Annotated in this window: 10 protein-coding genes; 9 read left to right on the top strand and 1 reads right to left on the bottom strand. The window is 67.2% G+C overall.

Annotated features, from left to right (window positions below; genetic code table 11):
- The first annotated feature begins 6 nt into the window (after positions 1-6).
- From G3N61_RS10250 to G3N61_RS10265, 4 genes are all read left to right on the top strand, one after another.
- Positions 7-1,044 carry an ABC transporter permease gene (locus tag G3N61_RS10250; RefSeq protein WP_175012432.1) on the top strand — a complete coding sequence of 346 codons (1,038 nt, stop codon included), beginning with the start codon at positions 7-9 and terminating at the stop codon, positions 1,042-1,044.
- A gap of 88 nt (positions 1,045-1,132) precedes the next feature.
- The gene (locus tag G3N61_RS10255; protein WP_011354234.1) at positions 1,133-2,074 is read left to right on the top strand and encodes an ABC transporter substrate-binding protein; all 942 of its coding nucleotides are present in this window, start codon (positions 1,133-1,135) and stop codon (positions 2,072-2,074) included.
- A 60-nt stretch (positions 2,075-2,134) separates the two neighbouring features.
- Positions 2,135-3,025: an amidohydrolase family protein gene (locus G3N61_RS10260; protein ID WP_205822335.1), complete on the top strand. Its 891-nt coding sequence runs from the start codon at positions 2,135-2,137 to the stop codon at positions 3,023-3,025.
- Positions 3,026-3,093: 68 nt separating this feature from the next.
- The gene (locus G3N61_RS10265; protein ID WP_089452055.1) at positions 3,094-3,861 is read left to right on the top strand and encodes a FadR/GntR family transcriptional regulator; all 768 of its coding nucleotides are present in this window, start codon (positions 3,094-3,096) and stop codon (positions 3,859-3,861) included.
- A 23-nt stretch (positions 3,862-3,884) separates the two neighbouring features.
- Here G3N61_RS10265 and G3N61_RS10270 read toward each other — a convergent pair whose 3' ends face one another.
- Positions 3,885-5,126 carry an FAD-binding oxidoreductase gene (locus G3N61_RS10270; RefSeq protein ID WP_205822336.1) on the bottom strand — a complete coding sequence of 414 codons (1,242 nt, stop codon included), beginning with the start codon at positions 5,124-5,126 and terminating at the stop codon, positions 3,885-3,887.
- A 162-nt stretch (positions 5,127-5,288) separates the two neighbouring features.
- Between G3N61_RS10270 and G3N61_RS10275 the strand changes: the two genes are divergently transcribed.
- The 5 genes from G3N61_RS10275 to tssI all read left to right on the top strand — a co-directional run bounded on the left by G3N61_RS10275 (position 5,289) and on the right by tssI (position 11,463).
- Positions 5,289-6,014, top strand: coding sequence for an SMI1/KNR4 family protein (locus G3N61_RS10275; protein ID WP_205822337.1), 726 nt, complete (start codon positions 5,289-5,291; stop codon positions 6,012-6,014).
- A 345-nt stretch (positions 6,015-6,359) separates the two neighbouring features.
- Positions 6,360-7,058, top strand: a complete 699-nt coding sequence (locus G3N61_RS10280) for a YfiR family protein (RefSeq protein ID WP_089452058.1) — start codon at positions 6,360-6,362, stop codon at positions 7,056-7,058.
- Complete coding sequence (locus tag G3N61_RS10285; RefSeq protein WP_205822338.1) at positions 7,055-8,323, top strand: diguanylate cyclase; 1,269 nt, start codon at positions 7,055-7,057, stop codon at positions 8,321-8,323. Before G3N61_RS10280 ends, G3N61_RS10285 begins: the two co-directional genes overlap by 4 nt.
- 85 nt (positions 8,324-8,408) lie before the next feature.
- Positions 8,409-8,918 carry an OmpA family protein gene (locus tag G3N61_RS10290; protein ID WP_043181406.1) on the top strand — a complete coding sequence of 170 codons (510 nt, stop codon included), beginning with the start codon at positions 8,409-8,411 and terminating at the stop codon, positions 8,916-8,918.
- Positions 8,919-9,324: 406 nt separating this feature from the next.
- Entirely contained in the window at positions 9,325-11,463 is a 2,139-nt protein-coding gene (tssI, locus tag G3N61_RS10295; protein ID WP_205822339.1) for a type VI secretion system tip protein TssI/VgrG, read from the top strand.
- The last annotated feature ends 2 nt before the right edge of the window (positions 11,464-11,465 follow it).

The following is an 11,465-nucleotide window of genomic DNA, read 5'->3' on the forward strand; positions in this document are numbered from 1 at the left end:
ACGATCATGTCCAACGATACGCATCCCGTTCCGCCTCTCGCGCCCGGCGACACGCCGGCCGCGGCAGCGAGCCTGAAAGCCCGCTTCTTCAACCCGGCCGCGCGCCAGAAGCTGCTCGCGTTCGCGAGCCTCGTGCTGCTGATCGTGTTCTTCAGCTTCGCGTCGCCGAACTTCCTCGAAGTCGACAACCTCGTCGCGATCCTGCAGGCCACCGCGGTGAACGGCGTGCTGGCCGTCGCGTGTACCTACGTGATCATCACGTCGGGCATCGACCTGTCGGTCGGCACGCTGATGACGTTCTGCGCGGTGATGGCCGGCGTCGTGCTGACGAACTGGGGCATGCCGCTGCCGCTCGGGATCCTGGCGGCGCTCTTCTTCGGCGCGCTGTCGGGCAGCGTATCGGGCTTCGTGATCGCGAAGATGAAGGTGCCGCCGTTCATCGCGACGCTCGGCATGATGATGCTGCTCAAGGGGCTGTCGCTCGTGATCTCGGGCACGCGGCCGATCTACTTCAACGACACGCCGGGCTTCACGTCGATCGCGCAGGATTCGCTGATCGGCAACCTGATTCCCGCGCTGCCGATTCCGAACGCGGTGCTGATCCTGTTCCTCGTCGCGATCGGCGCGTCGATCGTGCTGAACCGCACGATCTTCGGCCGCTACACGTTCGCGCTCGGCAGCAACGAGGAAGCGCTGCGGCTGTCGGGCGTGAACGTCGATGCGTGGAAGATCGCGGTCTACACGTTCAGCGGTGCGGTGTGCGGGATCGCCGGGCTGCTGATCGCGTCGCGGCTGAATTCGGCGCAGCCCGCGCTCGGGCAGGGCTACGAGCTCGATGCGATCGCGGCCGTCGTGATCGGCGGCACGTCGCTGTCGGGCGGCGCGGGCAGCATCGTCGGCACGATCATCGGCGCGTTCATCATGAGCGTGCTGACGAACGGCCTGCGCATCATGTCGGTCGCGCAGGAATGGCAGACGGTCGTGACGGGCGTGATCATCATCCTCGCCGTCTACGTCGACATCCTGCGCCGGCGGCGCCGCTGACGCACGCATTCACGCAGGCATGTGCTTCATCGCCGGTTCCGGCCGGCGTTCCAGTCGTTCCAGTCGATACGAAAAAAGGAGACGCGAAGTGATCAGGAGCAAGGTGTTGAACGCAATCGTCGGGCTGACGTTCGCCGTCGGCGTCACGGCCGGCGCGCAGGCGCAGGAAACCTACATCCCGCTGATCTCGAAGGGCTTCCAGCATCAGTTCTGGCAGGCCGTGAAAGCGGGCGCGATGCAGGCCGCGAAGGACTACAAGGTGAAGGTGACCTTCGAAGGGCCCGAAACCGAGGCGATGGTCGACAAGCAGATCGACATGCTGTCGGCCGCGATCGCGAAGAAGCCGGCCGCGCTCGGCTTCGCGGCGCTCGACAGCAAGGCCGCATTGCCGCTCCTGAAGAAGGCGCAGGCCGAGAAGATCCCGGTGATCGCGTTCGACTCGGGCGTGGACAGCGACATCCCGGTCACGACGGCCGCGACCAACAACAAGGCCGCCGCGTCGCTCGCCGCCGACAAGCTCGCTGCGCTGATCGGCGACGAAGGCGAGGTGGCCGTGGTCGCGCACGACCAGACGAGCCGCACCGGCATCGACCGCCGCGACGGCTTTCTCGAGCGGATGAAGTCGGCGCACCCGAAGGTGCAGGTCGTGACCGTGCAGTACGGCGAAGGCGACCAGCTGAAGTCGACCGAGGTGACGAAGTCGATCCTGCAGGCGTATCCGAAGCTCAAGGGGCTGTTCGGCACCAACGAGGGCTCGGCGATCGGCGTGGTCAACGGCGTGCGCGAGATGAAGCGCAAGGTCGTGATCGTCGGTTACGATTCCGGCAAGCAGCAGAAGGACGCGATCCGCAGCGGGCTGATGGCCGGCGCGATCACGCAGAACCCGATCGGCATTGGCTACAAGACGGTCGAGGCGGCCGTGAAGGCGATCAAGGGCGAGAAGCTGCCGAAGGTCATCGATACCGGCTTCTACTGGTACGACAAGACCAATATCGACGATCCGAAGATCGCGGCGGTGTTGTACGACTGAACGTTGCGTCGAGCGGCGGTGGCGCGCGCCGCCGCCGCGCCGACCGGACACGAGGGCATCATGAGCGCAGTGCGTATCGATTCCCATCAGCACTTCTGGCGCTATCGCGCCGCCGATTATCCGTGGATCGGCACCGGGATGGAGGTGCTCGCGCACGACTACCTGCCCGACGCGCTATGGCCGCTGATGCATGCGCAGGCGCTCGGCGCGTCGATCGCGGTGCAGGCGCGCGCCGGGCGCGACGAGACGGCGTTCCTGCTCGATCTCGCGCGCGACGATGCGCGCATCGCGGCGGTGGTCGGCTGGGAGGATCTTGCCGCGCCCCAGCTCGCGGATCGTATCGCCGAATGGCGCAGCCCGAAGCTGCGTGGCTTCCGCCACCAGGTGCAGGACGAAGCCGATGCCGGCGCGTTCGTCGCGGAGCCGGGCTTCAACCGCGGCATCGCGTGGCTGCAGGCGCACGGCTACGTGTACGACGTGCTCGTGTTCGAGCGCCAGTTGCCGGACGTGCAAGCATTCTGCGCGCGGCACGACGCGCACTGGCTCGTGCTCGATCATGTCGGCAAGCCCGCGCTCGCCGATTTCGAGCGCGACGACACCGCGCTCGCGCGCTGGCGCGCCGCGTTGCGCGAGCTGGGCGCGCTGCCGCATGTCGCGTGCAAGCTGTCGGGCCTCGTGACCGAAGCCGACTGGAAGCGCGGCCTGCGCGGGAAGGACGTCCGGCATATCGAGCAGTGTCTCGACGCGGCGCTCGACGCGTTCGGCCCGCAGCGGCTGATGTTCGGGTCGGACTGGCCCGTGTGCCTGCTGGCCGCGTCGTATGACGAAGTCGCGTCGATCGTCGAACGCTGGGCCGAATCGCGGCTGTCGGCGGCCGAGCGCCACGCGCTGTGGGGCGGTACCGCGGCGCGTTGCTACGCGGTGCCGGGCGCGGTGAAGCGCGGCATATAAAATAGGCGCGAACGGTCTGTTCGATTCGTCAGACCGTCCGGAACGAAACCGATCACCTGCATCAACGTATGTCCATCCAGCCGATTCAGAACCGCCGTCTCTACCAGCAGATCGCCGACAAGCTCAGTGCGATGATCGAGTCCGGCGATTTTCCGCCGGGCAGCTATCTGCCGCCCGAGCGCGAACTGGCCGAACAGTTCGGCGTATCGCGCACGTCGGTGCGCGAGGCGCTGATCGCGCTCGAAGTGAGCGGCCTCGTGAGCGTGCGTGTCGGCGACGGCGTGAAGGTGCGCCATCCCGAAACGGCCGCCGCACCCGAGCCCACGCCCGAGCTCGCAGCGAAGGCCACGCCGTTCACGATCATCGAGATCGATCCCGAACTCGGCATCGCACTCGACCTCGATACCGAAATCCCGCCGTTCGCGCTGTTGCAGGCGCGCCGGCTGATCGAGCCGGAAGCCGCGTCGCTTGCCGCGAAGCATGGCTCGGACGAGCAGATCGAAGGGATCCACGAAGCGTTCCTGCGCAACCAGGACGACAACCGCAGCGGCTCGCTCACGCATCCGGGCGACCGGCTGTTTCATATCCGCATCGCGGAAGCGAGCGACAACGCCGCGTATGCGCTGATGATCAAGCAGTTGCTCGCGCACAAGTACGACCTGATGTTCCAGCGGCTGCAGTCGCTGTACATGCCGAACGACATGCCGCACCGGTCGGAACAGGAACACCGCGCGATCCTCGATGCGATCCGCGCACGCGACCCGGACGCCGCGCGCCGCGCGATGGCCGAACATCTCGACGAAGTGATCCGCATCTTCGGCCGCGCGCTCGACTGAGCGCGCGTCGATGCGGTGCCGGGTCAGAAGCGATCGGCGCGATACGGCGTCGGATCCGTGAATGGCGCTTCGCCCGTCATCATCTCGGCCAGCAGGCGGCCCGTGACGGGGCCGAGCGTCAGCCCGTGATGGTTGTGCCCGAACGCGAACCACAGCCCGCGATGCGCGGGCGCGGGGCCGATCACCGGGCGCATGTCGGGCGTGCACGGCCGGAAGCCGAGCCACGGTTGCGGGTCGAGCCGCTCGCCGAAACCGAACACCGGCCGCGCGACGCGTTCCGCGCGTTCGAGCTGCACGCCGGTGGGCGGTACGCCGCGGCGCGCGATTTCGACGCCGGTCGTCAGCCGCAGCCCGCGCTTCATCGGGGCGATCACGTAACCGTATTCGCGATCGACGATCGGCGCCGACGGCACGCCGCGCGCGGACGGCGCGTAGTGCATGTGATAGCCGCGCTTCTCGCGCAGCGGGATCTTGTAGCCGAACTTGCCGAACACCGTGTCGGACCACGGGCCGAGCGCGACGACCACGGCCGGCGCGGCGGCCATGCCGTCCTGCGTCCTGACCTGCCAGCCCGGCGACAGGGCATCGAGGCTCGCGGCATCGCCTGTCAGCAGCGTGCCGCCGCCTTGCACGAAGAGGTGGGCGTACGCTTTGACGAGCGCGGACGGGTCGACGACGCTTTTCGGATCGAGCCAGTGCAGCGCGCCGCAGAAGCCGGGCGCGAGGCTCGGTTCGTGCGCGAGCAGCGCGGCGGCATCGAGCGGCGTGATGCCGAGCCCGTGACGGCGCGCGGTGAGTCCGGCGTCGGCCACGCCGCGTTCGAATGCGGCCGGCGTGCGGAACGCTTCCAGCCAGCCGTTTGCGCGGATGAGCTCGCCGGCGCCGGCCCGCGCGATCAGCGCGTCGTGCTCGACGATGCAACGCTCGATCAACGGCAGCATGTCGCGCGACGCTGCCGCGTGACGCAGCGGCGCCGATTCCCACCAGAAACGTGCCAGCCAGGGCGCGAATGCGGGCAGCGACGCGCTGTGCCAGTAGAGATCGGTCGAGCGGTTCAGCGCGTAGCGCATCAGCGTGAACGGGCTGCGCGGGAACGGATACGGTTCGACCGACGAGCGCTCGATCAGCCCCGCGTTGCCGAAGCTCGTGCCTTCGCCGGGCGCGCCGCGATCGACCAGGGCGACCTTGCGTCCGCGATCCTGCAGATGCAGCGCGGCCGATACGCCGACGATGCCTGCGCCGAGAACGATGACGTCGAAATCCATCGGTGGGGGTGAATGACGGTTAGCGAACTGCAAGCATACTCGCGGCGGCGTGGGGCACCAAGAAGACGCGCATGGCAGGTGGCCTGGGCGCGACGATTCGCGATCGATGCGACGACGCGGGCAGTAGAATGCGCGGGTTCCGGCCTTCGAGGGTGACACGCGATGATCGAGTTGACCGCACCGGTTTATGCGGCGGAGTTGAAGCGCTTCCGGGCGAGCGGCAGCGTCTGGCTCGCGGCGCACGAGATTCCGGCCGATGTCGATGTGCCGCCTGCGTGGCGCGCGCTGCTCGCCGCGCCGGACGACGTGCTGGCGGACATGCTCGTGCAGATGTGGGCCGGCATCGTCGAACGATTGCCGGCCGTCGCGCAGTTCTTTCGCGACAAGCTCGCGCGTCCGGCCGTGTTCCGCTACGACGGCGGCGACGTCGTGCTGCTCTATCCGTACACGATCGAGCACGACGACCTGAATTTCTTCATCGGTCGTGCGCCGTTGCGCGAGCGGGCGCCGGTTGATGCGCCGTTCTGGGCCGCACTGCCCGAAGCGCTGCGGCTTTTCCATCAAAACGTGCATGACGGCTGGACGTTCTTTCCCGCGAATTCGATGGGACCGCTGGCGCTCGCCGATCAGGCTGCGCTGACGGACAAGCTTGACCTGACACCTGCCGAGACGCGCAAGCTCGGCGTGAACCCGGATCTCGTGCGTGCCGTGTTTCATAACGGCAGCGGCGATTGGCTGTGCATCGATTCGAGCGAAGGGGCCGATGATGGCGACCCGATGGGATGGATAGCGTGGCACGAACGTCCGACCGAGCTTGAGCACGTGGACTTCTGGGCCGTGATGAACGCGTGGTTCGAGATCTTCGTCGAGGACGCTGACGAACGGTAGTTGTTCACCGCGTCTTCACGTCATCCCGAACAACGTCCCCGACGCCTTCACTGCGATGGGGCGGCGGTGACATCGCGCGACAGAACGTATGAAGTTTGGCGTGCACGAGCCACCAATCCGCTGATCAATTTCCCGCCGTCGACACCGGATCGACATCGGCAAACACGTCCGCGCGCCCAGCGCCGATTCCGCATACTTTCCAGCGCTTCTCGCGGGTGTTTCCCACTGGTTGGTCATGCGAATTTTTACCTAAGATGAAGCCATCATGCGCGTAATTCGGTGCCTGCACGCGCATGGAGGGAGGCGGGAGGCAGCGCCGGAGCGACGCCAGCGGATGTTGCCATCATGGATGCGAAAGTGTGCGCGTCGGCTGCCAGTCTCGCGACTGCAGCGACGCCAGCGGGCGCGGCGGCAATCGCCGCGCGAACGGCGCCCGGCTACCCCGGCCGAACCGCTCCGCTGCGCCACGCCCTGGTCGCAATCGTTTGCGTTCTGGGGGCGGCACAGGCCATGCTCGCCGGCGCTTCCGCCGGCGCCGACGATCCGGTCGACACGGTGCGCATCGTTGCCGCCGCGAGCCCCGCCGATCCCGCTGACGCGTCACACGACACGGCCGTGCGTCAGGTCGTGCTGGGCATCGTCAGCTTCACCCACTGGCCGACGACACCCGTTCGCCTGCATCTGTGCGTCACGGGCCGGCCCGACTATGCGCGCGGCCTGACCGACACGCTGCAGGCCGGCTCGACGCTGCTCGACGTGCAGCGTGTGCGCTTCGACGATCCCGCGCTCGGTATCGCCTGCGACGTCGTCTATCTCGGCAACCTGAGCGCAGATGAGAGAGCGCGCGTGAGAGCTGCGGTGGCCGGCCATCCGGTGCTGACGATTTCGGAACACGATCCATCCTGCACCGCGGGCGGCATGTTCTGTCTCAACGTCGACGGCGAACGCGTGTCGTTCGACATCAATCTCGACGCCGTCGCCCGCAGCGGGGTGCGCGTGCACCCGAACGTGCTCAATCTCGCGCGGCGGCCGGGGGCACCATGACACGGCACGCCCCGCCCGTTTCCCTGTCGCGCGTGCCGCGCCCGACGCTGCAAAGCGTGCTGCGCCGCGCGCACCTGCGCCTCGCGTTCGTCGCCGTCGCGATGGCCGCCGTGTCGTTGATCGTGGTGGCCGTGATCGCGTTGCGTGCGTATGCCGGCAACAACCTGAACCTGCTGGCCCGCTCGCTCGGCTATACGGTCGAGGCGGCGCTCGTGTTTGGCGACCGCGTCGCGGCGTCCGAGGCGATCGGGCTGATCGCCAGCGACGAGGACGTCGCGCAGGTCGTGGTCACGGATAGCAAGGGCCAGCCGTTCGCGACGTGGCAGTTGCCCGCCGGCAGCGGGATCGCGCGGCTCGAGCGCGTCGTCGCCGACCTTGCGCTGCCCGGGCCCGTGACGGCGCCGGTGGTGCATGACGGCATCGTCGTCGGCCACGTCGTCGTGCGCGGCCGCGGCCATCAGTTCTTCGGATTCCTGCTGGGCGGCGTGGGCGGCATTCTCGGTTGCCTGGCCGTCAGCGTGATCGGCGCCTATATCAGCTCGAAGCGCCTGCTGCGCAACATCGTTTCGCCGTTGCGCGCGCTGGCCGGCGTCGCCCACGCGGTGCGGCGCGAGCGTGCGTTCGCGCAGCGGGTCGAGCCGGTGGCGATTGCCGAGCTCAACCAGCTGGGCGACGACTTCAATGCACTGCTCGACGAATTCGAAGACTGGCAGAACACGCTGCGCGACGAGAACGCATCGCTCGAACACAAGGCGACGCACGATGCGCTCACGGGGCTGCCCAACCGCGTGCAGTTCGAATCGCGGCTCGCGATCGCCCTCGGCGAAGCCGGGGTGACGGGGCAGCGGGTCGCGATCCTGTATCTCGACTGCGACCGCTTCAAGGAAATCAACGACTGCCTCGGCCACGAAGCCGGCGATGCGGTGCTGATCGGCATCGCGTCACGGCTGCGCACGCAGGTGCGCGAAGCCGACTTGGTCGCCCGCCTGGGCGGCGACGAATTTGCTGTGATGCTGCCGGCCGTGCGCGAAGCGGGTAGCGTGTGTCGTATTGCGGACGAGATCCTGTCCGGCATGGCGCCGTCGATCGAGCTGTCCGACGGCCGCGTGGTGGCCACCATGATGAGTGCCGGCGTTGCGCTGTATCCCGATCACGCGTCGGATGCGAGCGGCTTGCTGCGGGCGGCGGATGCCGCGATGTACCGCGCCAAGCGCGCCCGGCCAGGCTCGTGGCAACTGGCGGAAGGGGTCGCGGGGGCGGCTTGAGGTTCATCGTTTCACGCTGCGGGCGAGGCCGCGGCAGTGGGTTGAAAATGCGCTCGCGATGCGGGTGCAATCGAAGGGGTCAATGATGAACAACACGTATCCGGTGGGCATTGGGCGCTTGTGCGTCGGCAGCGCGCTGCTTTTGTGCATGCTGCTTGGAGGTTGCAAGGCGCCGCCGCTTCATCGTGGGTTGACGCAGACGCAGGTCACGGCGCTCAAGTCGGCCGGCTTCCAGGAAACCGAGCAGGGTTTCGAGTTCGGCTCGACCGGGCCGATCCTGTTCGATTTCGATCGCTACAACCTGAAGCCCGATGTGCGGCGGATCGTCGAAAGGATCGGTCGTACGCTCAGGTCGGCCGGAATCAACGGCGTACGGGTCTATGGATACTCGGACCAGGAAGGGGTGGACGAGTATGACCTCGAGTTGTCCCGGCGGCGGGCGGAGGTCGTTTCCCTTGAACTGATCGACGTCGGGCTGGATGCGAAGCGCATCGCGGTCGTCGGAAAGGGCAAGAGCGATCCGGTCGGGGATAACAAGACGCCGGGCGGCCGGGCGCAGAATCGGCGGGCGGCGATCGTGGTGTCGCCGCGGTGACGGGGCGGTTTCCCCGATCGGGGAGACGGGCGGTTGCCAGCGGCGGAAATCACGCTATCGATCGCGTTGATCGATTGAGTGGCGCCGCATCGCGGCGCCTTCGTGCGCCGGTTTCCTTCCCGGGCGATCGCGCAGTTTCATCGTGACTGGGGGCGATGCCTCGCCCCTCGTGGGTCTGTCACACGTTTCATGCAGATTGTGTCGTGTTCCGCGCGTGCCGGCGCGGTGCTTCGGCGCGGGCAGCCGCACGTGGCCGACCGGCCGCCGGTCGGTTTTTGTATGATCGGGGGCCGGAACGAAAACGTTTGCGCGAAGCTTTCATGCGGTCGGGTTTTGTCCTACATTATCGTGGCTTCGGGCCGGCCAGCCGGTCTACGGAACCTGAGAACACAAGCAAGGAACAAGAATGAGTTTCGCACCGAACGGGGGTATTCCCACTGGAATGGGCGGTAGTGCGCTCGGCTCGCTGAGCGCGCTCGGCGGCCTCGCCGGCCCGGTTGCGTCGAGTGTGGCCGGCAGCCTCGGGCCGCTCGCGGGCCTGGCCGGGCACGTCGACACCGTCCAGCGCGCGATGCAGCTCGCGCAGACCGGTTTCTCGCTGATGGACAAGACGCCCGGCGCGATCGCCGAGGCGATCAACGGCGCCGCCAACCCCGCGCGCCTGACCCAGCTCAACCGCTATGTGACGCTCGATACGCCGCTTGGCCCGGACGTGCTGCTGGTCAGCGCCGCCGTTGTCGACGAGCACGTGAACCGGTTGCCGGAGATCCACCTCGACTTGCTGTCGCATCGCCACGACCTGCGCCCCGAGGACCTGATCGGTCAGCACGTCAAGATCCGGTTCGACCAGCAGGCGCGCCTGTCGACGCTCGAGCGCATCGTCGCATCGGGTACCGTCGACAACGACCGGTACTTCGACGGCTACGTGGCGTCGTTCGACCGGGCCGGCAACCCCGGAAACGTCACGCAGTATCACCTGACGGCGGTGCCGTGGTTCTGGTTCCTCACGCGCTCGACCGACTGCCGGATCTTCCAGAATAAGACCGCGCAGGACATCCTCACCGAGATCTTCCAGGAGCACGGCTTCTCCGACTTCGTGTTCGATATCCGGACGAACGAGAAGCCGCTCGACTATGTCGTGATGTACCAGGAGAGCTACTACAACTTCTGCGCGCGGCTGATGGAGCAGGAGGGGCTGGTCTGGACCCACCGCTACGAGAAGGACCGGCACGTTCTCGTGATCGGCGATTCGAACCTGCTGTTCCGCCCGATCGACGGGCTCGCGACGGTGCCGTTCGCGGCCACCGAGGCGAGTGAGGACAGCGGCATCGACCAGTTGCACGAAGGCCGGCGCTTTGGCGTCGGCAAGGTCACGTTCCGCGACTTCAACCACCAGAACCCGTCGTCGCCGCTGATGCTGGTGGAGGCCGGGCCGCAGAACCTCAAGCACGCGCGGCTCGACGCGACCGAGCGGTTCGAGCACCAGTCGCTGTACGACCATGGCGACGACGGCAACCGCTATGCCCGTTTCGCGATGGAAGCCGAGGAGGCGCAGGCCCATCGCTTTACCGGCGGCGGCTATGCGTGGCGCATGACCACGGCGGGTGCCGTCACCGTGGCGAATCACCCGGTGCTCGAGAACAACCAGGAATACGTGATCCTGCACGTGCGCCACGAGGCGGTGAACGACTACACGCAGCACAGCGCCAAACTGCCGTACCGCAACAGCTTCGCGCTGCTGCCGAAGAAGGTGCCGTATCGCGCGTCGCGTGGCACGCCGAAGCCGGTGATTCACGGCACGCAGTCGGCGATCGTCGTCGGCCCCAAGGGCGAGGAAATCTACACCAACGGCAGCGCAGTGAAGGTGCACTTCCCGTGGGACCGGCGCGGCAAGAAGGACGGATCCGACTCGATGTGGGTGCGGGTGTCTCAACCGTGGGCAGGCGACGGCTGGGGCGCGGCCGCGATTCCGCGGATCAAGCAGGAAGTGCTCGTCGCGTTCAACCAGGGCGACCCGGATAACCCGGTGATCGTCGGGCGCGTGTTCAACGGCGAGCAGGGCAACCCGTACCACGGTGCGGCCGGCCAGACGATGGGGATCAAGAGCCAGACCCACAAGGGGCAGGGGTCGAACGAGATCCGCATGACCGACACGAACGGCATGCAGGAATTCTTCATGCACGCGCAGAAGGACATGAACACCGTCGTCGAGAACAACGAGACGCACAAGGTGATGGGGCCGATGCGTACCGTGCTGGTGGCGACGGGCAGCGAAGAGAAGCAGATTCCGCAGGGCAACCTGACCGAGACGATCGCCGAGAAGCGCAGCACGACCGCGACCACCGTCGAGGTGATGACGCCGGCCAAGGACGGGGGCGGCGGTACGCAGGTCCACGTCGCCGAGCGAGGCATCCTGCTGAAGGTGATGGACAGCTCGATCTCGCTCGCGCCGGAAGGCATTCGCCTCGAGCACAAGGGCTCCGTGATCCTGATGACCGACGACGGCGTGATGGTCAACGGCACGCGCATCGATCTCAACAAATAACT

The sequence above is a fragment of the Burkholderia sp. Ac-20349 genome (assembly GCF_017104865.1).
Classification (GTDB): Bacteria; Pseudomonadota; Gammaproteobacteria; order Burkholderiales; family Burkholderiaceae; genus Burkholderia; species Burkholderia aenigmatica.

Bases quoted from the DNA above. Each gene is read 5' to 3' on its own strand.
- G3N61_RS10250 (WP_175012432.1), top strand. From the start codon at position 7: ATGTCCAACGATACGCATCCCGTTCCGCCTCTCGCGCCCGGCGACACG.
- G3N61_RS10260 (WP_205822335.1), top strand. From the start codon at position 2,135: ATGAGCGCAGTGCGTATCGATTCCCATCAGCACTTCTGGCGCTATCGC.
- G3N61_RS10265 (WP_089452055.1), top strand. From the start codon at position 3,094: ATGTCCATCCAGCCGATTCAGAACCGCCGTCTCTACCAGCAGATCGCC.
- G3N61_RS10270 (WP_205822336.1), bottom strand. From the start codon at position 5,126: ATGGATTTCGACGTCATCGTTCTCGGCGCAGGCATCGTCGGCGTATCG.
- G3N61_RS10275 (WP_205822337.1), top strand. From the start codon at position 5,289: ATGATCGAGTTGACCGCACCGGTTTATGCGGCGGAGTTGAAGCGCTTC.
- G3N61_RS10280 (WP_089452058.1), top strand. From the start codon at position 6,360: ATGGATGCGAAAGTGTGCGCGTCGGCTGCCAGTCTCGCGACTGCAGCG.
- G3N61_RS10285 (WP_205822338.1), top strand. From the start codon at position 7,055: ATGACACGGCACGCCCCGCCCGTTTCCCTGTCGCGCGTGCCGCGCCCG.
- G3N61_RS10290 (WP_043181406.1), top strand. From the start codon at position 8,409: ATGAACAACACGTATCCGGTGGGCATTGGGCGCTTGTGCGTCGGCAGC.
- tssI (WP_205822339.1), top strand. From the start codon at position 9,325: ATGAGTTTCGCACCGAACGGGGGTATTCCCACTGGAATGGGCGGTAGT.